Source organism: Belnapia sp. F-4-1 (genome assembly GCF_000802185.1).
GTDB lineage: Bacteria > Pseudomonadota > Alphaproteobacteria > Acetobacterales > Acetobacteraceae > Belnapia.
The window spans coordinates 3,090,660-3,114,050 of sequence record NZ_KN676113.1 but is presented as its reverse complement, the minus strand read 5'-3'; the positions used below and the strand labels follow the sequence as shown (position 1 = coordinate 3,114,050).

The following is a 23,391-nucleotide window of genomic DNA, read 5'->3' as shown; positions in this document are numbered from 1 at the left end:
CACTCCTAACCGGAATGGCGGCGCGTTTGTGACGGAATGTTGAAAATTCTCAGCCGGTCTGCTGGATCGCCGAGAGCATCCAGGGACCACCCTGCACCCGCATGAAGGTCCAGACTTCCGTCGCCTCGGTGCGGCGATTCGGGTCGCCCTCGACCACCGTGCCGTCGCTGACCCGGCGGGTCACGTCGATCATCGAGAAGCGCATGGCGACCGTGGCGAACTCCCGGCTGCCCTCGCGCCAGGCCTCGGCGAGGTCGCCCTGCTCCAGCTTGACGTCGCGGGTCTCGTTGCGGAGGCCGCGGCGGTCGAGATCGGCCAGGTCGTCACCGAAGTAGCGCAGCATCTCGGGCGTGGCGACGGCGCGCATCCCGGCCTCGTCATGGCTGTTCCAGGCCGCGTTGATGCGCTGGAGGGCCGCTTCGAAGGCCTGGAAGTCGGCCGGCGTGACCTGGATGGCGGCGGAAGGCGCGCCGCCGGCGCCGCCCATCGGCCGCGGGCCGTCCATCGCCTCGCGGGCCATGCCCTGCGGCATGCCAGCCATGGCCGGCTGCGGCTGGCGGCGGCGGATGAAGCCCATCACCAGCCGGACCAGGAGGAAGATCAGCCCGATCTGCAGCAGCAGGCCGAAGATGGAGCCGATGCCGGTGAAGCCGCTGAACAGCCCATTGCCGAAGAGCAGGCCGCCGAGGCCGACTCCGATCAGGCCGCCCATCATCCCGGCCATGAAGGGCGAGCGGGAGAAGAAGCCGCCGGCCAGGTTGGGTTGGCCGATCGGCGGGCGGGTGGCCTGCTGGCCAGCGGTCGCAGCCGGGCGGCCGGCGTCCATCGAGCGCTCCATCGGCCGGGCGGTATTGGGCGCCGTGCTGGTGGCCGGCGGGGCGCTGTAGGTGCGGCTGCCGCGGCTGCCGGTCGAGGTGCCGCCACCCGGCCGCGCATCCGCGAACGCGGGGGCCAGCGCCAGGACGGCGGCGGCGAGGAAGAGGGTGGGGCGACGCATCAGGACCGAATCTCCGTGTTTCTGAATTATCGGCAATATAGGGAGGCGCATCGCCAATTGCATCATCCGCCTGCCATGGTCAGGCCCTCGACGCGGACGGTCGGGCTGTCGGTGCCGCGGCGGAATTCGAGGTCGTCCGCCGGCGTCATGTGGAGCAGCATGTCCTTCACGTTGCCGGCGATGGTGACCTCGGAGACCGGCTCGGCCAGGGCGCCGTCGCGGATCATGAAGCCGGCGGCGCCACGGCTGTAGTCGCCGGTGACGCCGTTGACGCCCATGCCGATCAGCTCGGTGACGTAGAGCCCTTCGCGGATATCGGCCATCAGCGCGGTCGGCGTCAGGCTGCCCGGGGCGAGGTAGAGGTTGGTCGGCGCCGGGCCGGGCGGGCCGCCGGTGCCGCGGCTGGCATGGCCGGTGGAGGCCATGCCGAGCTGGCGGGCGCTGCGCCAGTCGAGGATCCAGGTGGTGAGCACGCCGTCCTCGACGATGCTGCGGCGGATGCCCTGCATTCCCTCGCCGTCGAAGGGCCGGCTGCGGAAGCCGCGGCGGCGTGTCGGGTCGTCGATCACCGAAAGGCCGGCGGCCATGACCCGCTGGCCGAGCCGGTCGCGGAGGAAGCTCGTGCCGCGCGCCACGGCGGCGCCGTTGATGGCGCCGGCGAGGTGGCCGAGCAGCGAGGTCGCCACGCGCGGGTCGTAGACGACGGGCAGGCGGGCAGTCTTCGGGCGGGTCGGGTTGAGGCGGGCCACCGCCTTTTCCCCGGCACGGCGGCCGATGGCCGCGGCATCCTCGAGGTCGGCGAGGAAGACGGCGCTGGAGTAATCGTAGTCGCGCTCCATCCCCGTCCCCTGCCCGGCCAGGGCGGTGGCGGAGATGGAATGGCTGGTACGGGCATACTCGCCAGCGAAGCCGTTCGAGGCGGCGAGCGCGATGGTGTAGCGGGAGAAGCCGGCCTCGGAGCCCTCGGAGTTGGTCACGCCGGCAATGGCGAGCGCCGCATCCTCGGCGGCGGCACAACGGGCGATGAGCTCCTCGGCGCCCGGTTCCGTGGGGTCTTCCAGCTCGAGGGCGGACGCGATCAGCCCGTCCGGCGCCTCGGGCAGGCCGGCGAAGGGATCTTCCGGCACGACGCGGGCCATGGCGACGGCGCGCTCGGCAAGCGCCTGGAAGCCGCGCGGCGAGGGGTCGGTCGAGGAGACGATGGCCTGGCGCTGGCCGAGGAAGACGCGGAGGCCGAGGTCGAAGCCTTCCGCCCGTTCCAGCTGCTCGATCTTGCCGAGGCGGCGCTGGACGGAGAGCGAGGCGGAAGCGACCAGCAGCGCATCCGCGGCATCGGCGCCGGCATGGCGGGCGGCGGCGACGAGGTCCTGGAGGAGTTCGGCATGGGAGGTCATGGCCGCACCCTAGACCATGCCGGCGAGGGGCGAAGCAGGAGAATGCCCCCTCCCCTCACCTGCGCAGGCGCAAGGCCTACGCGGCGCCCCCCTGCAAGGCGGCCCAGACCCGGGGCGGCGTCAGCGGCATCTGCAGGCGGTCGGCCGCCGCCGCATGGCCGGCGCGGGCCAGCGCATCGGCGATGGCGCTGACCACGGCCGGCGTCGCGCCGATGGTGCCGAGCTCGCCGACGCCTTTCACCCCGAGCGGGTTGGTGCGGCAGGGAATCGACTGGTCGAGCTCCGTCACGTAGCCATGGGCGAGGTCGGCGCGCGGCATGGCGTAGTCCATGAAGCTCGCCGAGAGCGGCTGGCCCGTCTCCGGGTCGTAGGCGACCTGCTCGTAGAGCGCCTGGCCGATGCCTTGCAGCGCGCCGCCGACGATCTGGCCCTCGACGATCAGCGGGTTGACGACGCGGCCCGCATCATTGGCGGAGACATAGGAGAGCACCTCCACCCCGCCGGTCTCCGGGTCGACCTCCACTTCGCAGACATGGCAGCCGTTCGGCCAGGTGGGGCCGGAAACGGAGTGGCTGATGTCGACGAGGATGCGGCCCTCCGGCTGGCGCGCGGCGAGGTCGAAGAGGCCGATGCGGCGGTCGGTGCCGGCGACGCTGATGATGGCGTCGCGGTATTCGAGGTCGGTGGCGGCGGCCTCCAGCGCCTCGGCGGCGAGGTCCTTTGCCGTATCGACCGCCTTGTCGGAGGCGACCCTGATCGCCGAGCCGGCGGTGAAGAGCGAGCGCGAACCGGCGCTGCCGAAGCCGCTGCCGCGGTCCGAATCGCCGAGCACCACCTTGATCTGCTCGATCGGCACGCCGAAGACGTCGACGGCGAGCTGGGCGTAGCTGGTGGCGATGCCCTGGCCCATGGCCTGGGTCGTGGCATAGACCTCGATCTCGCCCTCACCCTTGACGGCGACGGTGACGCGCTCCTCGAAGACGTTGCCGCCGGTCCATTCGAGGAAGGTGGCGATGCCGCGCCCGCGCAGCTTGCCCTGCGTCCCGGAATCATCGAAGCGGGCGGGAAAGCCGGTCCAGTCGGCAGCCTTCAGTCCCTCGTCGAGAATCCGCGCGAAGCTGCCGCTGTCATAGGTCTGGCCCATGGCATTGGTGTAGGGCATCTGCTCCGGGCGGATCATGTTGCGGCGGCGCAGCTCGGCCGGGTCCATGCCCATCGTCCGAGCGGCGGCATCCATCAGCCGCTCGATCAGGTAGATCGCCTCCGGCCGGCCGGCGCCGCGATAGGGCGCGGTCGGCGTCGTGTTGGTCAGCAGCGCGGTGAAGCGCAGGTCGATGGTGGTGATGTCGTAGATGCTGGTCGAGACCCAGGGGCCGATCATCAGCTGGATGGCGACGCCGGAGGCGCGCTGGTAGGCGCCCATGTCGGCGAGCGTCTTCACCCGGAGGGCCAGGATCTTGCCCTCCCCGTCGAGGGCCAGCTCGGCGCGGCTCTCGGTGTCGCGGCCATGGGTCGCGGAAAGGAAGTCCTCAAGTCGGGTCGCGGCCCATTTCACCGGGCGGCCGAGCTTGCGGGCGGCGAAGGCGACGACGCCGTCCTCCGGGTAAAGGCCGGTCTTCATCCCGAAGCCGCCGCCGACATCGCCGACGAGGACGCGCACCTGCGCGGGGTCGATGCCGAGGATCTCCTTCGCCAGCGTGTCGCGCGCGCCGGATGGCATCTGGCTGCTGAGGCGGAGGGTGATGCGGCCGTTCCCTGCATCGTAGTCGGCGAGCGCCATGCGCGGCTCCATGGAGGCCGGGGCGAGGCGCTGGTTGACGAGGTCGAGCGAGACGGTGTGCGCGGCGCGGGCGAAGGCGGCCTCGGCGGCGGCCGTGTCGCCGTAATGCGTCTCGGCGACGACATTGCCGGTGGCCGCCGGCCAGACCAGCGGCGCCCCGGGGGCGCTGGCGCGGGCAAGGCCGATGACGGCGGGCAGCTCCTCATATTCGACCTCGACGGCTTCGGCGGCGTCGCGGGCCTGGCCGGGGCTCTCGGCGATGATGGCGGCGACCGCCTCGCCGGCGAAGCGGACCGTGTCGGTCGCCAGGATCGTCCGCGGCGGGGCAGCGAGCGGGGAGCCGTCCGGCCGCTTGAAGGGCAGCGCGACGCCGAGCGGCTTCACCCCGGCCTCCTTCAGCTCGGCGCCGGTGATGACGGCCAGCACCCCCGGCATGGCGAGAGCGGCCGCCGTGTCGAGGCCGGTGATGCGGGCATGGGCATGGGGCGAACGAAGGAAAACGAGATGCGTCTGGCCGGGGAGGGAGAAATCATCGGTGAAGCGGCCGGTGCCGGAGAGCAGCGCCTCGTCCTCGATGCGCCGCACCTTCTGGCCGCTGCCGAAGCGGCCGAACCCGGCCTCCATGCCATCCGCCACCATGTTGTCGCTCCACCAAGGGGTATCGTCGGCGCCGAGCTTAGCAGGGGCGGCGGGGGGCGACAGCCCCGGCGGGGCGATGTAGCCTCGCCGGACTTTGCCGCAATGGAAGGACAGGATGCCTCGATCCGCCATCGTGCTCGGCGCCGGGATGGTCGGCGTTTCCGTCGCGCTGCATTTGCGGCGGCGCGGCTATGACGTGGTGCTGGTGGACCGGCGGGAGCCAGGCGAGGGCGCCTCCTTCGGCAATGGCGGGCTGATCCAGCGCGAGGCGGTCTTTCCGCATCCCTTCCCGCGCGAAGCGAGGGAGATCGGGCGGGTGGCCTGGAACCGCTCCATCGATGTCCGCTACCATCCGCTCGCCATGCCGGGCTTCATGGCGCCGCTGCTGCGCTACTGGTGGCATTCCGAACCCGCGCGCTACGCGGCGGCGGTCGAGGGCCATGCGGCGCTGATCCGCACCTGCCTCGACGAGCATCTGGCGCTGGCGCGCGGCACCGCGGCGATGGCGCTGCTGCGGCCGATCGGCTGGATGCGGCTCTACAGCTCCGCCCCGATGCTGGAGGCGGCGCTGGCGCAGGCGGAGCAGGCGCGGCGGGAGTACGACGTCAACTATGTCGCGCTCGACGGCGCGGCGCTGGCGGAGGCGGAGCCGCACCTGCTGGCGGCGCGGGCGGGGGCGATCCATTGGACCGACCCGCTCTCGGTCAGCGACCCGCATGCGCTGGTGCTCGCCTATGCGGGTTTCTTCCTGCAGGAGGGCGGCGCCTTCCGCATCGGCGACGCCATGACGCTGCGGCGCGCGGGGTCGGGCTGGGCGGTGCGGACGGCCGATGGCGAGGTGGAGGCCGGGGAGGTCGTCGTCGCCCTCGGCGCCGCGGCGGGCGAGGTGACGCGGCCGCTCGGTTATGCGCCGCCGCTCTTCGGCAAGCGCGGCTACCACATGCATTACGGCCTCAAGGGCAATGCCGTGCTGCACCGGCCGGTGCTGGATACCGAGAGCGGCTTCCTGCTCGCGCCGATGCGGGCCGGCATCAGGCTGACGACGGGGGCGGAATTCGCCCGGCCCGGCGCGCCGGCGACGCCGGTGCAGCTGGAGCGGGCGGAGCCGGTGGCGCGCGGGCTGCTGCCGCTCGGCGAACGGGTGGAGGGGGTGCCCTGGATGGGCGTCCGGCCCTGCACGCCGGACATGCTGCCGGTCATCGGCCGGCTGCCCGGGCAGGCGGGGGCGTGGTGCGCCTTCGGCCATGCGCATCAGGGGCTGACGCTCGGGCCGACGACGGGGCGGATGCTGGCCGAGATGATGACGGGCGAGCAGCCCTTCGTCAGCCCGGCGGCCTACCGGGCGGAGCGGTTCCTGCGCGCCGGGGGCAAGGCGGCCTGAAGACAGCGGAGAGGGGTCATGGCGCGGTCGATTCTGGTCTTCTACGGCTCCTATCGCTCGGACCGCACTGGCATCCGGCTGGCGCGCTACGTGACCGAGGGCTTCGCCGCCCGCGGGGCCGAGGCGGAGCTGATCGACGCGCAGGCCGTCGGCCTGCCGATGCTCGACCGGATGTACAAGGAGCATCCGAAGGGCGAGGCACCGGAGGCGATGGAGACGCTGGCGGGCAAGCTGCGCCGGGCCGATGGGTTCGTCTTCGTCACCGGCGAGTACAATTGGGGCGTGCAGCCGGGGCTGAAGAACCTCACCGACCATTTCCTCGAAGAGTGGTTCTGGCGGCCGGCGGCGATCGCCAGCTACTCCGCCGGGCGGCTCGGCGGGGCGCGGGCCAACCTCGTCTGGCACGGGACGCTGTCGGAGATGGGGATGCTCGTCATCTCGAGCACGCTGATGGCTGGGCCGATCACCGCAGCGCTGGATGCGGAGGGCAAGCCCACGGGCGACGGCGGGGCGGCACTGGAGCGGGCCTTCCCGCGCTTCGCCGCCGACCTCGAATGGTGGGTGGACGCGGCGCGCGGGCAGCGGGAGCGGCAGGCGCCGCCCTACTGAGCCGCCCGGCACTGTCACCGAACTGAGATAGACGCCCCTTCCCCGCCCCGCGCAACTGCGCCCCTCTGCCCAGGGGAAGCGCATCGCATGGAATATGCCCGCCGGTTCAAGCTGCTGGTCTGCGCGCCGGCCTTCGACGAGTCGGACCTGGAAGGGGCGCGGCTGCGCCAGATCCTCACCGAGGTGGAGGGCATGGGCTATGCCGTCACCCGCGCCCGGCGGGACGACGATGCGGAGTTGGTGATCCGCACCGACAGCGCCATCGGCTGCGTCATCGTGGATTGGGGCAAGAAGGGGCTGCAGGGCAAGTCGGCGCAGCTCATCCACCTGGTGCGCAAGCGCGGGCTCGACGTACCGATCATCGTGCTGGTGCGGCGGCACCGGCTGGAGGACATCCCCGTCGAGGTGCTGGACGATGTCGACGGCTTCATCTTCCTCGCCGAGGAGACGCCGGGCTTCGTCGCCAAGAACCTGGTCTCGCAGCTGCGGCAATATGCCGAAAGCCTGAAGACGCCCTTCTTCGGCGCGCTCGTCGACTATGCCGAGCAGGGCAACCAGCTCTGGACCTGCCCCGGCCACAACGGCGGCATCTTCTACAGCCGCAGCCCGATCGGGCGCATCTTCGTCGAGCACCTGGGCGAGGCGGTGTTCCGCGACGACCTCGACAACTCCGTGCTGCAGCTCGGCGACCTGTTGACGCATGAGGGGCCGGCGCTCAAGGCGCAGAAGGAGGCGGCGGCGATCTTCGGCGCCGAGCGCACCTATTTCGTGCTGAATGGCACCTCGACCTCGAACAAGGTGGTGCTCTCCGCCCTGCTGGCGCCGGGCGACCTCGTGCTGTTCGACCGCAACAACCACAAGGCGGCGCATCATGGCGCGCTCTTCCTCGGCGGCGCCGTGCCGGTCTTCGTCGAGACGGCGCGCAATCCGCATGGGCTGATCGGGCCGATGCGGCAGGAGGCGCTGGAGGAGGAGCGGCTGCGCGCCGCCATCCGCGACAACCCGCTGGTGCAGGACCCCGAGGCCTGGCGCCGGCCGCGGCCCTTCCGCGCCGCCGTCATCGAGCAATGCACCTATGACGGCACGATCTACTCGGCCGAGGCGGTGCTGGAGCGGATCGGGCACCTCTGCGACTACATCCTCTTCGACGAGGCCTGGGCGGGCTTCATGAAGTTCCACCCGCTCTTCCGTGGCCGCTACGGCATGGGGTTGCGCAACCTCGGGCCGGAGAGCCCCGGCATCTTCGTCACCCAGAGCACGCACAAGCAGCTGGCGAGCTTTTCCCAGGCCTCGCAGATCCATGTGCGGGACGCGCACCTCAAAGGGCAGCGGCGGCAGGTGCATCACCGGCGCTTCAACGAGTTCTTCCTGCTGCATGCCTCGACCAGCCCCTTCTACCCGCTCTTCGCCTCGCTCGATGTCGGGGCGCAGATGATGAAGGGGCGGCAGGGCGAAATCCTGTGGGACGACACGATCCGCCTGGGCATCGAGATCCGCAAGAAGCTGCGGCTGACCCAGCGCGAATATGCCGAGCGCGAGGCCGACCCGGCGCGGCGCTGGTTCTTCGAGCCCTTCGTGCCGAAGGTGGTGCGGCGGCCGGAGGGCGGCACCCTCCCCTGGGAGGACATGCCCACCGATGCGCTGGCCGCCGACCCGGCGCATTGGGAGCTGCGGCCGGGCGAGGACTGGCACGGCTTCGGCGAGGTCGCGCCGGGCTGGGCGATGACCGACCCGAACAAGCTCACCCTGCTGACGCCAGGCTTCCGCGACGGCGCCTATGACGCGCATGGCGTGCCGGCGCCGGTCGTCGCCGAATACCTGCGCGAGAACCAGATCGTGCCGGAGAAGAACGACCTCAACAGCCTGCTCTTCCTGCTGACGCCGGGGGTGGAGAGCAGCAAGGCGGGCACGCTGCTCTCCCACCTCGTCACCTTCAAGAAGCTGCACGACGAGAACGTGCCGCTGGAGCAGGCCATCCCCGGCTTCGTCGCCCGCCGGCCGGAGCGCTACCGCGGCGTGCGGGTGCGCGACCTTTGCGCCGGGATGCATGCCCTGTTCCGCGAGGAGAACGTCAGCGCCCTGCAGGCGGCGCAGTTCCAGGCCGAGCACTTCCCCGAGATGGCGATGACGCCGCAGGAAGCGGCGCAGATGCTGGTGCGCAACCGGGTGGACTACGTACCGCTCGACCAGGCGGAGGGGCGGATCGCGGCGACGCTCTGGCTGGTTTATCCGCCGGGCATCGCGACGGTCATCCCGGGCGAGCGGCTTGGCCAGCGGTCGCGGCCGATGATCGCCTATCTGAAGGCCTTCGAGCGGGCCGCCAACCGCTTCCCCGGCTTCGAGACTGAAGTGCAGGGCCTCTACCGCGAGCCGGACGGGCGCGGCGGCATCGCCTTCCACACCTATGTGGTGCAGGAGTAGCCGCGCTCAATTGACGCCGACCGCGCCGCCCAGCACGTCGCCGATGCCGCGATGGATGACGAGGTCGGCGATGTCGTCGAGGCCCGTCTCCTGGTTGTTGACGATGGCGAGCTGCGCGCCGATGCGCTTCGCCAGCTCGGGGAAGCCCGCGGCGGGGTAGACCACCAGCGAGGAGCCGAGGACGAGGCAGAGATCGGCGGCCAGCACCTCCTCCTGCGCACGGAGCATCGGGCCCTCTGGCATGGACTGGCCGAAGCTGATGGTCGCGGTCTTGATGAGGCCGCCGCAGCGGCGGCATTCGGGGACGTCGCCGCTGCGCTCGAAATCCTCGCGGAGTTCGTCGATCGTGTAGCGGGCGGCGCAGTCGAGGCAGGCGCCGTAGGTGGTATTGCCGTGCAGCTCGATCACCTGTGCTTCCGGCACGCCGGAGGCCTGGTGCAGCCCATCGATATTCTGGGTGATGACCGCCCGCACCTTGCCCTCGCGCACGAGGCGGGCGACGGCGCGGTGGCCGCGATTGGGCTCGGCGGCGCGGAGCCGGGCATCGGCGGCGAAGCGGCGGCGCCAGCTCTCGCGCCGCGCCTCGGCGGAGGCGAGGAAGTCCTGGAACATGATCGGCTTCATCTGCTCCCAGACGCCGCCGGGGCTGCGGAAGTCGGGGATGCCGGATTCGGTGCTGATGCCGGCGCCGGTGAAGACCACCACGCGGCGCGCGGCCTCGATCATGCGGCGGAGGTCGGCGATGTCGCGGTCGTCCATGGCTCAGCTCCTGTGAAGGACCAGGGTGAGGTTGTTCGCCGGCATGGGCTCGACAATGGGCGGGGCGAAGCCCTGCGCCGCCGCGGCCCCGGCCACCGCCTCGATGTCGCGGATTCCCCAGGCCGGGTTGCGGGCGCGGAGGTCGGCGTCGAAGGCGGCGTTGCTGGGGGCGGTATGGGCGCCGCCCCGCCGGTAGGGACCGTAGAGGATCAGCGGCCCGCCGGGTGGCAGGCTGGCGGCGGCGCCGCGCATCAGGCCGAGCGTCGCCGCCCAGGGGGCGATGTGGATCATGTTGACGCAGAGCACGGCCGCGGCGGCCGGCCAGCCGGGCTCCGCAGCATCGAGCAGGATGGCGCGGCGGATATTGGGCAGGCTGGCGCACCACGCATCGATGCCGGGCAGCGCCTCCGGGTCGCGCTCGCTCGGCTGGAAGGCGAGGCCCGGCAGGGCCGCGGCGAGGAAGGCGGCGTGCTCGCCGGTGCCGCTGGCGATCTCCAGCACCAGGCCCGTGGCGGGCAGGTGGCGGCGGAGGACATCGAGGAGCGGCTCGCGGTTGCGGAGCGTCGCTGGGGCGTGGCGGCGGGAGTCAGTCATGCGAGGCCGGGGCTGATGACGATGCGCTCCCGCACCTGTCGCCATTCCTCCGGCATGATCCCCGCCCCGGTCCGCCGCACCCGCTGCCTGGAGGTCGCCGCCACATGGGTGGCGAGGATGACGCTCGGCTTGGCGCAGCCACTCTCGGACGAGGCCTTGATCGAGACGGCCGGGTCAGGCCTGTCGAGCCGGGCATCCTCGGTCAGCGGCGCCAGCAGGAGGTTGGGGCAGTCCGGGTGGAACAGGCCCTCCGCCTTGGGCAAGCCGGCGATGCAATCGGCGACGGCCCCGCTCTGCGCGCGGATGCGCTCGTTCCGTACCCGCCGGACCTCGGCGGTGGCGAGGTCGCGGAGACAGGTGGAAAGGCCGATGCCGTGCTCGCGGGCAACGGATTCCAGCATTGTCTGCACCGATTCATTGAGCCGGGCGGAGACCAGGGCACCCATGGCGCTATCTGCTGTGACGCCGCCACTGTAGTCGCTCGACGTAATACGCTCAACGGCGCCACTGTCCTCACCGGCGGGGGTGAGGTCCTGGCGCCCGCTCTCCGCCGCCAGGAGACAGGCTGGGACGTCGTGGAAACGGCTGGCGGGGACCAGCAGCACGGTCGGCCCGACAAGGCGGCGCCGTTCGAGGGCATGCTGCGGCAGCTGATCGCCGCGCCGCTCGCGGGCCTCAGCGCCGGCCTTCCGGCCCCGGGCGAGCGGGTGCAGGACTTCCTCGCCCGCATGGCGGTGCCGGTGCTGCGGCTCATCATTACGGAAGGCAGCCGCTTCCCGGTGCTGGCGGAGACCTACTATCGCCTGGTCATCGCGCCGGGCGCCGCCGCATTCGGCCGGCCCGCGGCGGGGCGCGGCAAGCTGCGGAGCGATGCTCCGGAGCGCTTCCCCCCAGCTGCTGGCCGGGCCGGTGGTGCTGGCGACCCTGCGGAACGGGCTGTTCCACCACCGAGGCGCCGGTCGATCCGGGGGCACTCTTCCTGGCCTGGATCGAGCTTGTCTTCGGCCCGCCCCTCCCGCCGGAGGCCCGGACCGACTAGATTGGCGCGCAATGCAATATCTCAGCACCCGCGGCGAGGCCGCGCCCCGTGATTTCGAAGGCGTCCTGCTGGCGGGCCTCGCCGAGGATGGCGGGCTTTTCCTGCCCGAGGCCTGGCCGAGCCTTTCTGCCGCCGAGTGGCGGGGCCTGCGCGGCCTGTCCTATGCCGAGCTAGCGGCGCGGCTCATCCACCCCTTCGCCGGCGAATCCCTGTCCTTCGAGACGTTGCGGGGGATGACCGAGCAAGCCTATGCCGGCTTCGGCCACCCGGCCATCGCGCCGCTCGTCCAGCTCGATGCGCGCTGCTTCGCGCTGGAGCTGTTCCACGGGCCGACCCTCGCCTTCAAGGACATGGCGATGCAGCTGCTCGGGCGGCTCTTCGACCATGCGCTGGCGCGGCGGGGCGAGCGGATCACCATCGTCGGCGCCACCTCCGGCGATACCGGCTCGGCGGCGATCGAGGCCTGCCGGGACCGCAGCGCCATCGACCTCGTCATGCTCCACCCGGAGGGGCGGACCAGCGAGGTGCAGCGGCGGCAGATGACGACGGTGCTCTCGCCGAACATCGCCAACCTCGCCATCCAAGGCAGCTTCGACGACTGCCAGGACCTGGTGAAGGCAATGTTCAACGACGCGCCCTTCCGCCAGGAGATGCGCCTGGCCGCTGTCAATTCGATCAACTGGGCGCGGGTGGCGGCGCAGATTCCCTATTACGCCCATGCGGCGCTGGCGCTCGGGGCGCCGGACCGTCCGGTGGCCTTCTCCGTGCCCACGGGAAATTTCGGCAACGTCCTGGCGGCCTGGGCGGTGCGGCGGATGGGGCTGCCGGTGGAGCGGCTGATCATCGGCGCCAACCGCAACAACATCCTGGCGCGCTTCCTGGCCTCGAACGACATGTCGATGCGCCCGGTGGAGCCGAGCCTGTCGCCGAGCATGGACATCCAGGTCAGTTCCAATTTCGAGCGGCTGCTCTTCGAGCTGCTGGGCCGCGACGGGGCGGCGACGGCGGCGGTGATGGGACGCTTCCGCAGCGAAGGGCGGATGCCGGTGCCGGATGCGGCCTGGCGAGAGGCAACGGGGCTGTTCCACGGTTTCACCCTCGATGATGAGGGGACGCTCGGTGAGATCCGGCATCTCTGGCGGGCGGCGGGATACCTCGCCGACCCGCATACCGCGATCGGCACGGCGGCGGCGCGGGCACTGGGGCCGGAAGACCGGTCGATCCCGGTGGTCGTCGCGGCCACGGCGCATCCGGCGAAATTCCCCGATGCGGTGGAGGCGGCGATCGGCCTCCGCCCGCCGCTGCCGCCCCGTCTCGCGGATCTCTACGAGCGGGAGGAGCGCTACAGCGTCGCCGCCCCCGATCTTGGCGCGGTGGAGGCGCTGGTGCGCAGCCATGCGAGGCGAAACTAGCCGGCTGGCCCCATCCCTCGCCGAAGCCCGGCCACCGCCCCATATCCTTCCGATGACCTCTTCCCCCAGCACAAGGTCCCCCATGTCCGAAGCCGTCCGCGTCACCCGCCTCGCCAATGGCCTCACCGTCGTCTCCGAGGCCATGCCGCGGGTCGAGACCGTGTCCTTCGGCGCCTATGTTTCCGCCGGAACCCGCCATGAGAGCGAGGCGGAGAACGGCGTCTCCCACTTCCTCGAGCACATGGCCTTCAAGGGCACGGCGACGCGCGACGCCGCCGCCATCGCCCGCGAGATGGAGAATGTCGGCGGCCACCTGAACGCCTACACCGCCCGCGAGCAGACCGCCTATTACTGCAAGGCGCTGAAGGAGGACCTGCCGCTCGCCGCCGACATCATCGGCGACATCCTGACGCATTCGACCTTCATCCCGGACGAGCTGGAGCGCGAGCGCGGCGTCATCCTGCAGGAGATCGGCCAGGCGAACGACACGCCGGACGACATCGTTTTCGACCATTTCCAGGCGACGGCCTATCCCGGCCAGCCGATGGGCCGCCCGACCCTCGGCACCGAGGACGTCATCAAGCGGATGAAGCGCGAAGCGCTGACCGGCTACATGCAGCACCATTACGGGCCCGAGCGCATGGTGATCGCCGCCGCCGGCGCGCTCGACCACGACAAGCTGCTGGGGCTGGTGGAGCAGCACTTCCGCGACCTGCCGACCGTCGCCCCGCCGCCGCCGGAAGCCGCGCGCTACGCCGGCGGCGAGTTCCGCGAGGAGCGCGACCTCGACCAGGTGCACATCGTCCTCGGCTTCCCGTCCTGCGGCTACAAGGATCGGCTGCACTACCCCTCGCTGCTGCTGAGCACGCTGCTCGGGGGCGGGATGTCCTCGCGGCTGTTCCAGGAGATCCGCGAGAAGCGCGGCCTGGTCTACTCGATCTACTCCTTCGCCCATCCCTTCGACGACAGCGGCCTTTTCGCCGTCTATGCCGGCACCGGCGAGGCGGAGGCGGAGGAGCTGGTGCCCGTCACCCTCGAGGAGCTGCGCAAGGTGCAGACCTCCGTGACGCAGGATGAGCTGGATCGTGCCAAGGCGCAGCTCCGCGCCAGCCTGCTGATGAGCCTCGAGAGCACCGGCAGCCGCACCGAGCAGCTGGCGCGGCAGATCCAGGTGCATGGCCGCATCATCCCCGTCGAGGAGACCAAGGCGAAGATCGCCGCCGTCACCATCGAGCAGGTGCAGGAGGCGGCGCAGCAGGCCTTCCGCGGCACGCCGACCCTCGCCCTGCTCGGCCCGGCGGGAAAGGTGCCGGGCGTCGCGGAGATCGCTGCCAGCCTGCGATGACGTGCGCGCGAGCGAATATTTGAGTATTCAATCGCGTCGCATCCCCCCTACCCTCCCCTGATCGAGAGCCCCGGCCAACGGGGCATACGGTGCAGAAGCGCCGGGACGTCCAGGGGGGAGTTAGGCATGAAGCGGCGCGATTTCCATTTGCTGGCGGGCGGCAGCCTGGCCTTTGGCCTGGCAGCCCCGGCGGTCCGGGCGCAGGCGAAGAAGAGCCTGGCCTTCGTCGTCAACGTCTCGGCCGATTTCTGGACCATCGCGCGGCGCGGCATCGAGAAGGCGAACCGCGAGCATCCCGATTTCGACATGGAGATGATCATCCCGAGCCAGGCGAGCGCCGCCGAGCAGCGCCGCATCCTGGACGAGCTGCTGGCTCGCAAGGTCGCCGGCGTCGCCATCTCCGCCATCAACCCGGCGAGCCAGACCGACGTGCTGAACCGCGTTGCCGAGCAGTCCGTGCTCTTCACCACGGACAGCGACGCGCCGGCGAGCAAGCGCATGCTCTATATCGGCACGGACAACGTCGCCGCCGGGCGCCGCGCCGGCGAGCAGATGAAGCAGGCGATGCCCGAGGGCGGCCGCGCCATGCTCTTCGTCGGCACAATGGATGCCGACAATGCGCGCGAGCGGGTGCAGGGCATCCGCGAGTCGCTGCAGGGCGGCAATATCACCATCGCCGACATCCGCACCGACGAGAGCGACTTCGCCCGCGCCCGGCGCAATGCCGAGGATGCGCTGTCGCGCGAGCGCGACCTGAAGATGATGGTCGGGCTCTGGGCCTACAACACGCCGCAGATCTACCAGGCGGTGCGCGAGGCCGGGCGGCAGGGCCAGGTGAAGATCGTCGGCTTCGACGAGGATGCGCTGACGCTCCGCGGCGTCGCCGACGGCACCATCCACTCGACCGTGGTGCAGCAGCCCTACGAGTTCGGCTACCGCTCGATGAAGGGGCTGATCCGCGTCGTCAACGGCGACCGCGGCTGGATCCCCGCCAACAAGCAGGACATCGTCGAAACCAAGGTCATCGACAAGGTCAATGTTGGCGAGTTCCAGTCCTACATGCGGAGCTTGCTGCGGGGGAGCTGAGATGCTCCTGGAGCTGGAGGGGATCGGCAAGTCCTATCCCGGCGTGCGGGCGCTGGACGGCGTCTCGCTGCATCTCGAGGCCGGCGAGGTGCTCGGCCTCGTCGGCGAGAACGGCGCCGGCAAGAGCACGTTGATGAAGGTGCTGGGCGGCGTGGTGCGGCCGGATGCCGGCCGCATCCGCCTGCATGGGCGCGACTTCCCGCAACTCAGCATCGCCGAGGCGGGGGCGCAGGGCATCGCCTTCGTCCATCAGGAGCTTTCGGTCTTCGACAATCTGGACGTCGCGGCCAATGTGCTGATGGGGCGGGAGCCGGTCTGGGGCGGGCCGCTGCGGCTGGTGGACCGGCGCGCGGCGCGGGCCGAGGTGGCGCCGCTGCTGGCGCGGCTCGGCGCGGATTTCGGGCCGGAGGCGCCGGTCGCCACACTCTCCATCGCCCAGCGGCAGATGGTGGAGATCGCGCGCGCGCTGTCGATGCGGGCGCGCATCATCATCTTCGACGAGCCGACCAGCAGCCTGACGTTGTCGGAGACGGACCGGCTGCTGGCAACCATCGCGGCGCTGCGCGAAGCCGGGACAGGCATCATCTACATTAGCCACCGGCTCGGCGAGATCACCACCTGCGCCGACCGCGTCACCTGCCTGCGCGACGGGCGCGTCGTCGGCCATCTGGCGCGCGGCGAGATCAACCACGCCACGATGACGCGGCTGATGATCGGGCGCGACCTGAAATCGCTCTACACCCCACCCGCCGCAGCGCCGCGCGAGGAGGGCGGGCTGCGCATCGAGGCGCTTGTCACCGAGGCCTTCCCGGACCGCAGCATCGACCTGGCGCTGCGGCCGGGGGAGATCCTCGGCCTCGCCGGGCTGGTCGGGGCGGGGCGGACCTCGCTGGCGCGGGCGTTGTTCGGCGTGGAGCCGGCGCTCGCCGGAGGCATCAGCCTCGGCGGCCGGGAGCTGCGCATCGGCAGCCCGCGCGAGGCGATTGCCGAAGGCATCTACCTGGTGCCGGAGGACCGCAAGCGCTCCGGCCTCGTGCTCGACATGACGATCGCCGAGAACGTCTCGCTGCCCGACCTCGCCGGCCATGCCCGGGCCGGGCTGGTGAGCGGCGGGTCCGAGGTGCGAGTGGCGGAGGCGCAGCGGCAGTCGCTGCGCATCCGGGCGCCTGGCGTCGCGGTCAGGGCGGGCACGCTCTCGGGCGGCAACCAGCAAAAGGTGGTGCTCGGCAAGTGGCTGGCGATGCGGCCGCGCGCCCTCATTTTCGACGAGCCGACCCGCGGCGTCGATGTCGGCGCCAAGGGCGAGATCTACGCGCTGATGCGCGGCCTCGCCGACCGCGGCGTCGCCGTGCTGATGATCAGCAGCGACATGGAGGAGGTGATCGGCGTGAGCGACCGTGTCGCGGTGATGCATGAGGGCCGGATCGCCGGCACCCTCGCGCGCCACGAGGTGAACGAGCCGAATATCCTCCGCCTCGCCACCGGGCAGCAGCCGGAGCAGCACATGGCAACCGTGGAGGCGGAGTGATGGGGCGGAAGGAGCTTGGCCTCGCGGCCCTCATCGTCGGCATCGCGGCCATCACCGCGGGGTTGAACCCGCAATTCCTCTCGACCGTCAACTTGATGAACATGGCCAACCTCATCGGCCTGTTCGGCATCTTCTCGATCGGCCAGGGGCTGATCATCATTACCGGGGGGATCGACCTTTCGGTCGGCTCGATCTTCGCGCTGCTCGGCGTGGTCTTCCTCGACCTCACGGCGAACATGGGCATCGCCTGGCCCTTTGCCGTGCTCGTCGTGCTGGCGCTCGGCCTGCTGATGGGGCTGGTGCACGGGCTGCTGGTGACGAGGCTCGGGCTGCAGCCCTTTGTCGTGACGCTCTGTGGGCTGCTGATCTATCGTGGGGCAGCGCGGTACTATACGGGCGATTCCACCATCAGCCTCGGCTATGCGGAGGGGCTGGATGCCATCACCTGGCTGGCGGCGGGGCGCAGCTACGGTGTGCCGCACAGCTTCCTCGCGCTGATCCTCGTCGCCATCGTCGTGGGCGTGGTGCTGCATCGCTCGGTTTTCGGGCGGTACCTCTTCGCCGTCGGGCGGAACGAGGAGGCGGCACGGTACTCTGGCATCCGTACCGGAGCGGTGGTTACCGGCGCCTATGTGCTGGGCGGGCTGCTGGCGGGGATCTCGACGCTGCTGCTGGTCTTCTACACCAGCTCCGTCTCGCCTTCCTCCTTCGGCAATTTCTACGAGCTCTACGCCATCGCCGCCGCCGTGCTCGGCGGCTGTTCGCTGCGCGGCGGCGAGGGCAGCGTGCTCGGCATCGTGCTGGGGACGGTGCTGCTGCAGGTGCTGCAGAACCTGGTGAACATCCTCGGCATCCCTTCCTCGCTCAATTTCGCGGTGATGGGGGGCGTGATCCTCATCGGCGCGCTAGCCGACCGGCAGCTCGCGCGGCGCAAGTCGGCGCCAGCGCGGATGGCGGCGAAGGGGGCGGCGGTGGCGGCCGAGTAGGCTAGTAGCTCTTCGGCTGCTCCAGCACGCGCTCGGCGATGAAGGAGAGGATCATCTGCTCGGAGACAGGGGCGATGCGGCAGATCATTACCTCGCGCAGCAGGCGCTCGACCACGTATTCCCGCGCATAGCCCATGCCGCCATGGGTCAGCATGGCGCGAAGGCAGGCCTCGTAGCCGGCCCGCGCCCCGAGCAGCTTCGCCGCATTGGCCTCGGCGCCGCAGGAGCGGCCGGCGTCGTAAAGCCAGGCGGCCTTCATCGCCATCATCCAGGCGCTCTCGAGCCCGGTCCAGCATTCGGCGAGCGGGTGCTGGATCGCCTGGTTCTGGCCGATCGGCCGGCCGAAGACGCTGCGCTCCCGCGCATAGCGGCTGGCGCGGTCGAGCGCGTCGCGGCCGATGGCGATGGCTTCGGCGGCGATCAGGATGCGCTCGGGGTTCAGGCTGTCGAGGATGTAGGAGAAGCCGCGGCCCTCCTCGCCGATGCGGTCATCCTCCGGGATGAACAGGTCGTCGATGAAGACCATGTTCGAATCGACGGCGGCGCGGCCCATTTTCGGGATGCGCTGCACCTCGACGCGGGTGCGGTCGAGGTCGGTGTAGAAGAGGGTGATGCCCTGCGAGGGGCGCTTCGCCTCTTCCTTCCGCGTGGTGCGGGTCAGCAGCATGATCTTGTTGGCGACCTGGGCCGTCGAGGTCCAGATCTTGCGGCCGTTGACGCGGTAGCCGCCGGGCACCTTCTCCGCGAAGGTGGTGATGCTGGTGGTATCCAGCCCGGCATTCGGCTCGGTGACGCCGAAGCAGGCCTGGTCGGTGCCGGCGACGAGGCGGGGGATCCAGCGCGCCTTCTGCTCCGCGGTGCCGTGGACGACGATCGGGTGCGGGCCGAACATGTTGATGTGGAGTGCCGAGGCCGCGCCCATCGCCCCGCCATGGCGGGCGACGGTGTGCATCATCAGCGCCGCTTCCGTCACGCCGAGCCCGGCGCCGCCATGCTCGGGCGGCATGGTGATGCCGAGCCAGCCGCCATCGGCCATGGCGCGGTGGAACTCGCGGGGGAAGCGAGCCTCGGCCTCGCAGTCGCGCCAGTAGTCGTCGCCGAAGCGGCGGCAGACGGCGGCGACACCCTCGACGATCGCGTCCTGCTCGGGGCTGAGGCCGAAATCCATGGTGATCCTCCTGTGGTTGCCGGGAGGATCGGCCTGACCGGGCGGCAGGGCAAGCTCCCGCCCTGTTTGCTTGCCAAGGGCGGCGGTTCGGGCCAAGACCCCCTACCAGCCACTGCCCCCGGAGACAGCCATGGCCTCGGCGTTCGACCGCATCGCCGACATCATCGCGGAGACCAGCGACGTCCCGCGCGAGACGATCCGGCCGGAGAGCCATGTGATCGAGGATCTCGGCATCGACAGCCTCGACTTCCTCGACATCGTCTTCGCCATCGACAAGGAATTCGGCATCAAGGTGCCGGTCGAGACCTGGACGCAGGAGGTGAATTCGGGCGCCGCCCCGGCCTCGCAGTACTTCGTCATGGAGAACCTGACGAAGCGGATCGAGGAGCTGGTGGCGGCCAAGTCCGGCGGCTAGCGGCCGTGCAGCTCGAATATTTCCGGATGATCGACCGGGTTGTCTCGGTCGATGCCGGTGCCATCACCGCGGAGGCAGTGGTGCCGGAGGCGAGCCCGGTCTTCGAGGGGCATTTCCCCGGCCATCCGCTAGTGCCAGGCGTGCTGCTGCTGGAGACCATGGCGCAGGCCGCGGGCTACCTGCTGCTGGCACGGCTCGGCTTCGCCCGCATGGCCTTCCTCATCGGCAGCAAGGAGCTGAAGCTGCGCCGCTTCGTCCGGCCGGGAGAACGGCTCTCCGTCACCGCGCGGCTGGTGCACGAGGGCTCGGGCTATTCCGTCGCCGATGCCGCCATCACCAGCGCCGATCAGCGCATCTGCGAGGTGCGTGAGATGAAATTCAGCCTGCAGGATTTTCCCGCGCCAGAACTCGCCGGGACGATGCGGGCCCAGGCGGCGCGGATCGGGCTCGGGACATGAGCGAGGCGATCTGGATCACCGGCATCGGCCTTGCGTCCTCGCTCGGCGAGGGGGTCGAGGTGCACCGGGCGGCGCTGCGCGACCCGACGGCGCGGCCTGTGGTGGATGCGGCGAGCTTCGCCCCCTTCCCCATCCATCCGATGCCTGGCCTCGCCTTCGACGCGCAGATCCCGAAGAAGGGCGACCAGCGGCAGATGGAGCCCTGGCAGCGGCTCGGCACCTATGCGGCGGGCCTCGCGCTCGACCATGCGGAGGCCCGGGGCCTGGTTGGGGAGATGCATCTGCTCGTCGCGGCTGGCGGAGGCGAGCGGGACGTGGCGCTCGACGAGGCGATCTGCGCTGAGCTTGCCGCGCTGCCACCGGAGCAGGCCGGGCCGCTGCTCAACGAGCGGCTGGCGAACGGCCTCCGGCCGACGCTGTTCCTGGCGCAGCTCTCCAATCTGCTGGCGGGCAACATCTCCATCGTGCATGGCGTCACCGGCTCCTCGCGGACCTTCATGGGCGAGGAGGCGGCGGGTGCGGAGGCGGTGCGCATCGCGGCCGCCAGGCTCGCCGAGGGGCGGGGCGAAGTGGCGCTGGTCGGCGGGGCCTATGTGGCGGGGCGGTGGGACATGCTGCTGCTGCATGCGGCCTCGGGCGGGCTGTGGCGCGGCGACTGGGCGCTGCTGGGCGAGCGGCCGGGTGGCGGCATGGTGACGGGGAGCATCGGCGCCTTCCTGGTGCTGGAGACGGAGCGGCATGCGCGGGGGCGCGGGGCGCCGTGCCTTGCGCGGCTTATGGCGGTACGGAGCGGGGCGGCGCGGCGCCAGGGCGAGGACAGCGCGCGGGCCAGCGCGGCCGCGCTGGCCGAGGGGCTGGCGCTGCGGCCGGGCCATGCGGTGGTCTCCGGCGCGAGCGGGATGCCGGAGCCGCTGGCGGAGGAGCGGGCCTTCCTCGCCGGGCTGCCGGAGCCGGGGCCGATGCACTTCACCGCCGACCTGCTGGGGCATGGGGTGGAGGCGAGCTTTCCGGCCAGCCTGGCGCTTGGCGCGCTCGCCCTCGCCGAGGGGCTGGCGGGGCAGGCGCTGGTGACGGGATTCGGGATCTGGCGCGGCGAGGCGCTGGCCCTGCTGGAGGCGGCGTGATGCGCGACCATCTGAGCCGGCCCGTGGTGGCGGTGACGGGAATGGGGCTGGTGACGCCGCTCGGCTTCGGCGTGGCGGAGAGCTGGGCCGGGCTGCTCGCCGGCCGCTCGGGCATCCAACGCATCACCCGCTTCCCGACCGAGCACCTGAAGACGCGGATCGCCGGGCAGGTGACGCTGCCAGGGGAGGAGGCGCTGGCCTCGCCGGAGCGGGTGGAGCGGATGGCCGCGATGGCGGCGGCGGAGGCGGTGGAGCAGGCCGGGATCGGCGGACCGTTTCCCGGGCCGCTGTTTCTCGGCATGCCGCCGGTCGAGGTGGAATGGCCGCAGCGGCTGGCGCTGGCGCGGGCGGGTGCCGGTTATCCGGCGATGGTCGAGGCGGCGGCGGGGCAGCGGGGGCTGTTCGAGACCTTTCTCTTCGGCGGGATCGGGGAGCGGCTGGCTGGGCGGTTCGGGACGCGCGGCGTGCCAGTTTCCGTCACCACGGCTTGTGCGACAGGGGCCTCCGCGATCCAGCTTGGGCTGGAGGCGATTCAGCGCGGCGAGGCGGCGGCGGCGCTCTGCATCGGTGCCGAGGGCAGCGTGGCGCCGGAGCCGCTGGTGCGCTTCTCGCTCCTTTCGGCGCTGTCGACGCGGAATGACGAGCCGGAGCGCGCCTCGCGGCCCTTCGAGAAGACGCGCGAGGGCTTCGTCCTCAGCGAGGGCGCGGCGGCACTGGTGCTGGAAAGCCTGGAATCGGCGCAGGCGCGTGGGGCGGAGGTGCTGGGGCTGGTGCTCGGTGCCGGGGAGCGGGCCGATAATTTCCATCGCACGCGCAGCAATCCGGATGGCGGGGCGATCATCGGGGCGATGCGCACGGCGATTGCGGATGCGGGGCTGCAGGCGGGCGACATCTCCTATGTCAACGCGCATGGCACGGGGACGCCGGAGAACGACAAGATGGAGACGCTCGGCATGCGCGCCGTCTTCGGCGAGGCCCCTCCCCCGATCTCGTCGAACAAGTCGATGATCGGGCACACGCTCTCGGCGGCGGGGGCGATCGAGGCGGTGGCGAGCCTGCTCACCATCCGCGACGGGATGCTGCCGCCGACGATCAACCACGAGGTGCCGGACCCGGCGGTCGCGCTCGACGTGGTGCCGAATGTCGCGCGGGCGGCCAAGGTGGAGCGGGTGCTGTCGAACAGCTTCGGCTTCGGCGGGCAGAATGTGTGCCTTGTCCTTGGAGCCGCGCCGTGAAGGCGCTTCAGCTCTTTGGCGATCGTGACACGCGGCTTGTGGAGGTGGCAGAGCCGGGTGCGCCGGGGCCAGGCGAGCTGCAGCTGCGGATGCGTGCGGTGGCGCTCAACCACATCGATGTCTGGGGCTGGCGGGGGATGGCTTTCGCCAAGCGGAACCTGCCCCTGACGGTGGGGGCGGAGGCGGTGGGCGAGGTCGTCGCCATCGGCGAGGGCGTCGAAGGCTGGCGGGTCGGGCAGCTGGCGGTGCCCTATGGGGCGCAGACCTGCGGACAGTGCCGGGCCTGCCGCGAGGGGCGGGACAATCTCTGCGAGAATGTCGCCGGGGTGAAGGGATTCCACCTCGACGGCTTCGCGCAGGAGATCGCCAATCAGCAGGCGCGGCTCTGCGTGGCGGTGCCGGAGGGCATTGCCCTCGAGGATGCGGCCTGTGCGGGGATCACCTTCTCGACCGTTGAGCACATGCTCTTCGACAATGCGCGGCTGGAGCCGGGGGAGACGATCCTGGTGCAGGCAGCGGGGTCGGGGATCGGCACCGTCGCCGTCAGGATGGCGAAGGCGATGGGATGCACCGTCATCGCCACCGCCGGGTCGGATGAGAAATGCGAGCGCGTCAGGGCGCTCGGGGCGGATCATGTGGTGAACTATACCAATGACCGCTTCGAGAGCGTGGCGCGGAAGGTGACGCGGAAGCGCGGCGTCGATGTGGTCTTCGAGCATGTCGGCGCCGCGACCTGGGCGGGGTCGCTGCTCTCGCTCCGGATGGGCGGCAGGCTGGTGACCTGTGGCTCGACCTCCGGCGTGTCGGCGGAAACCAACCTGATGATGGTATTCCAGCGGCAGCTGCGCATCATCGGCAGCTTCGGCGCGGCGATGCGCAACATCGCCGATGGGCTCGGCAAGATGACGGGCGGCATCCGGCCGGTGATCGACACGACCGTACCGCTGGAGGGTTTCGCCGGGGCGTTGGCACGGCTCGAGGAGCGGCGGGTCTTCGGCAAGATCGTCGTCCTGCTCTGACC

Annotated in this window: 20 protein-coding genes; 13 read left to right on the top strand and 7 right to left on the bottom strand. The window is 71.0% G+C overall.

Annotation, left to right across the window (positions count from 1 at the left end; translation table 11 throughout):
• Positions 1–49: 49 nt before the first annotated feature.
• The 3 genes from LH62_RS14570 to LH62_RS14560 form a co-directional block, all read right to left on the bottom strand.
• Positions 50–997, bottom strand: coding sequence for a TIM44-like domain-containing protein (locus LH62_RS14570; RefSeq protein ID WP_043362391.1), 948 nt, complete (start codon positions 995–997; stop codon positions 50–52).
• A 62-nt stretch (positions 998–1,059) separates the two neighbouring features.
• Positions 1,060–2,391 (bottom strand): TldD/PmbA family protein, encoded by a 1,332-nt coding sequence (locus LH62_RS14565; RefSeq protein ID WP_043362389.1) that lies wholly within the window; start codon positions 2,389–2,391, stop codon positions 1,060–1,062.
• Positions 2,392–2,467: 76 nt separating this feature from the next.
• Positions 2,468–4,942 carry a xanthine dehydrogenase family protein molybdopterin-binding subunit gene (locus LH62_RS14560; RefSeq protein ID WP_236552554.1) on the bottom strand — a complete coding sequence of 825 codons (2,475 nt, stop codon included), beginning with the start codon at positions 4,940–4,942 and terminating at the stop codon, positions 2,468–2,470.
• Between LH62_RS14560 and LH62_RS14555 the strand changes: the two genes are divergently transcribed.
• From LH62_RS14555 to LH62_RS14545, 3 genes are all read left to right on the top strand, one after another.
• On the top strand, positions 4,926–6,191 hold the full coding sequence (locus tag LH62_RS14555; protein ID WP_043362387.1) for an FAD-binding oxidoreductase: 1,266 nt from the start codon (positions 4,926–4,928) through the stop codon (positions 6,189–6,191). The genes LH62_RS14560 and LH62_RS14555 overlap by 17 nt on opposite strands.
• 18 nt (positions 6,192–6,209) lie before the next feature.
• Positions 6,210–6,800 carry an NADPH-dependent FMN reductase gene (locus LH62_RS14550; RefSeq protein WP_043362384.1) on the top strand — a complete coding sequence of 197 codons (591 nt, stop codon included), beginning with the start codon at positions 6,210–6,212 and terminating at the stop codon, positions 6,798–6,800.
• A gap of 87 nt (positions 6,801–6,887) precedes the next feature.
• Positions 6,888–9,221, top strand: a complete 2,334-nt coding sequence (locus tag LH62_RS14545; protein ID WP_043362381.1) for an Orn/Lys/Arg decarboxylase N-terminal domain-containing protein — start codon at positions 6,888–6,890, stop codon at positions 9,219–9,221.
• Positions 9,222–9,227: 6 nt separating this feature from the next.
• Here the strand turns inward: LH62_RS14545 and LH62_RS14540 are convergent, their stop codons facing one another.
• The 3 genes from LH62_RS14540 to LH62_RS30345 are packed head-to-tail and all read right to left on the bottom strand — an operon-like array spanning position 9,228 to position 11,548.
• Positions 9,228–9,980, bottom strand: coding sequence for a Sir2 family NAD-dependent protein deacetylase (locus LH62_RS14540; RefSeq protein ID WP_043362378.1), 753 nt, complete (start codon positions 9,978–9,980; stop codon positions 9,228–9,230).
• Positions 9,981–9,983: 3 nt separating this feature from the next.
• A complete protein-coding gene (locus LH62_RS14535) occupies positions 9,984–10,574 on the bottom strand; it encodes a DUF938 domain-containing protein (RefSeq protein ID WP_043362375.1) in 591 nt (196 codons plus the stop codon).
• Positions 10,571–11,548 carry a type II toxin-antitoxin system PemK/MazF family toxin gene (locus tag LH62_RS30345; RefSeq protein WP_144404492.1) on the bottom strand — a complete coding sequence of 326 codons (978 nt, stop codon included), beginning with the start codon at positions 11,546–11,548 and terminating at the stop codon, positions 10,571–10,573. The genes LH62_RS14535 and LH62_RS30345 overlap by 4 nt, the downstream gene beginning before the upstream one ends.
• A gap of 76 nt (positions 11,549–11,624) precedes the next feature.
• On the opposite strand from LH62_RS30345, the gene thrC reads away from it, so the two are divergent.
• The 5 genes from thrC (at position 11,625) to LH62_RS14505 (ending at position 17,970) form a co-directional block, all read left to right on the top strand.
• Positions 11,625–13,025, top strand: a complete 1,401-nt coding sequence (gene thrC / locus LH62_RS14525; RefSeq protein ID WP_043362372.1) for a threonine synthase — start codon at positions 11,625–11,627, stop codon at positions 13,023–13,025.
• A gap of 82 nt (positions 13,026–13,107) precedes the next feature.
• Entirely contained in the window at positions 13,108–14,370 is a 1,263-nt protein-coding gene (locus tag LH62_RS14520; protein WP_043362369.1) for a pitrilysin family protein, read from the top strand.
• 126 nt (positions 14,371–14,496) lie between these two features.
• Complete coding sequence (locus LH62_RS14515) at positions 14,497–15,456, top strand: sugar-binding protein (RefSeq protein WP_043362367.1); 960 nt, start codon at positions 14,497–14,499, stop codon at positions 15,454–15,456.
• 1 nt (position 15,457) lies between these two features.
• Positions 15,458–16,984: a sugar ABC transporter ATP-binding protein gene (locus tag LH62_RS14510; protein WP_043362366.1), complete on the top strand. Its 1,527-nt coding sequence runs from the start codon at positions 15,458–15,460 to the stop codon at positions 16,982–16,984.
• Positions 16,984–17,970 (top strand): ABC transporter permease, encoded by a 987-nt coding sequence (locus LH62_RS14505; protein ID WP_043362362.1) that lies wholly within the window; start codon positions 16,984–16,986, stop codon positions 17,968–17,970. The genes LH62_RS14510 and LH62_RS14505 overlap by 1 nt, the downstream gene beginning before the upstream one ends.
• Position 17,971: 1 nt before the next feature.
• Here LH62_RS14505 and LH62_RS14500 read toward each other — a convergent pair whose 3' ends face one another.
• Positions 17,972–19,138, bottom strand: coding sequence for an acyl-CoA dehydrogenase family protein (locus tag LH62_RS14500; protein ID WP_043362361.1), 1,167 nt, complete (start codon positions 19,136–19,138; stop codon positions 17,972–17,974).
• Positions 19,139–19,268: 130 nt separating this feature from the next.
• On the opposite strand from LH62_RS14500, the gene LH62_RS14495 reads away from it, so the two are divergent.
• Genes LH62_RS14495 through LH62_RS14475 form a run of 5 tightly spaced genes read left to right on the top strand, consistent with a single transcriptional unit; the run spans position 19,269 to position 23,389 of the window.
• On the top strand, positions 19,269–19,553 hold the full coding sequence (locus LH62_RS14495) for an acyl carrier protein (protein ID WP_043362358.1): 285 nt from the start codon (positions 19,269–19,271) through the stop codon (positions 19,551–19,553).
• Positions 19,554–19,558: 5 nt separating this feature from the next.
• Positions 19,559–20,011 carry a 3-hydroxyacyl-ACP dehydratase FabZ family protein gene (locus LH62_RS14490; RefSeq protein WP_043362356.1) on the top strand — a complete coding sequence of 151 codons (453 nt, stop codon included), beginning with the start codon at positions 19,559–19,561 and terminating at the stop codon, positions 20,009–20,011.
• Complete coding sequence (locus tag LH62_RS14485; RefSeq protein WP_043362353.1) at positions 20,008–21,135, top strand: beta-ketoacyl-ACP synthase; 1,128 nt, start codon at positions 20,008–20,010, stop codon at positions 21,133–21,135. The genes LH62_RS14490 and LH62_RS14485 overlap by 4 nt, the downstream gene beginning before the upstream one ends.
• Positions 21,135–22,370, top strand: a complete 1,236-nt coding sequence (locus tag LH62_RS14480) for a beta-ketoacyl synthase N-terminal-like domain-containing protein (RefSeq protein ID WP_043362351.1) — start codon at positions 21,135–21,137, stop codon at positions 22,368–22,370. Before LH62_RS14485 ends, LH62_RS14480 begins: the two co-directional genes overlap by 1 nt.
• Positions 22,367–23,389 carry a zinc-binding dehydrogenase gene (locus LH62_RS14475; protein ID WP_043362349.1) on the top strand — a complete coding sequence of 341 codons (1,023 nt, stop codon included), beginning with the start codon at positions 22,367–22,369 and terminating at the stop codon, positions 23,387–23,389. Before LH62_RS14480 ends, LH62_RS14475 begins: the two co-directional genes overlap by 4 nt.
• Positions 23,390–23,391 lie beyond the last annotated feature (2 nt).

What these genes read in the sequence shown, in the direction of transcription:
- LH62_RS14515 (WP_043362367.1), top strand. Translation starts at nt 14,497, where the DNA reads ATGAAGCGGCGCGATTTCCATTTGCTGGCGGGCGGCAGCCTGGCCTTT.
- LH62_RS14485 (WP_043362353.1), top strand. Translation starts at nt 20,008, where the DNA reads ATGAGCGAGGCGATCTGGATCACCGGCATCGGCCTTGCGTCCTCGCTC.
- LH62_RS14480 (WP_043362351.1), top strand. Translation starts at nt 21,135, where the DNA reads ATGCGCGACCATCTGAGCCGGCCCGTGGTGGCGGTGACGGGAATGGGG.
- LH62_RS14540 (WP_043362378.1), bottom strand. Translation starts at nt 9,980, where the DNA reads ATGGACGACCGCGACATCGCCGACCTCCGCCGCATGATCGAGGCCGCG.
- LH62_RS14555 (WP_043362387.1), top strand. Translation starts at nt 4,926, where the DNA reads ATGCCTCGATCCGCCATCGTGCTCGGCGCCGGGATGGTCGGCGTTTCC.
- LH62_RS14560 (WP_236552554.1), bottom strand. Translation starts at nt 4,942, where the DNA reads ATGGCGGATCGAGGCATCCTGTCCTTCCATTGCGGCAAAGTCCGGCGA.
- LH62_RS14495 (WP_043362358.1), top strand. Translation starts at nt 19,269, where the DNA reads ATGGCCTCGGCGTTCGACCGCATCGCCGACATCATCGCGGAGACCAGC.
- LH62_RS14510 (WP_043362366.1), top strand. Translation starts at nt 15,458, where the DNA reads ATGCTCCTGGAGCTGGAGGGGATCGGCAAGTCCTATCCCGGCGTGCGG.
- LH62_RS14550 (WP_043362384.1), top strand. Translation starts at nt 6,210, where the DNA reads ATGGCGCGGTCGATTCTGGTCTTCTACGGCTCCTATCGCTCGGACCGC.
- LH62_RS14535 (WP_043362375.1), bottom strand. Translation starts at nt 10,574, where the DNA reads ATGACTGACTCCCGCCGCCACGCCCCAGCGACGCTCCGCAACCGCGAG.
- LH62_RS14500 (WP_043362361.1), bottom strand. Translation starts at nt 19,138, where the DNA reads ATGGATTTCGGCCTCAGCCCCGAGCAGGACGCGATCGTCGAGGGTGTC.
- LH62_RS14570 (WP_043362391.1), bottom strand. Translation starts at nt 997, where the DNA reads ATGCGTCGCCCCACCCTCTTCCTCGCCGCCGCCGTCCTGGCGCTGGCC.
- LH62_RS14520 (WP_043362369.1), top strand. Translation starts at nt 13,108, where the DNA reads ATGTCCGAAGCCGTCCGCGTCACCCGCCTCGCCAATGGCCTCACCGTC.
- LH62_RS14545 (WP_043362381.1), top strand. Translation starts at nt 6,888, where the DNA reads ATGGAATATGCCCGCCGGTTCAAGCTGCTGGTCTGCGCGCCGGCCTTC.
- LH62_RS14565 (WP_043362389.1), bottom strand. Translation starts at nt 2,391, where the DNA reads ATGACCTCCCATGCCGAACTCCTCCAGGACCTCGTCGCCGCCGCCCGC.
- LH62_RS14505 (WP_043362362.1), top strand. Translation starts at nt 16,984, where the DNA reads ATGGGGCGGAAGGAGCTTGGCCTCGCGGCCCTCATCGTCGGCATCGCG.
- thrC (WP_043362372.1), top strand. Translation starts at nt 11,625, where the DNA reads ATGCAATATCTCAGCACCCGCGGCGAGGCCGCGCCCCGTGATTTCGAA.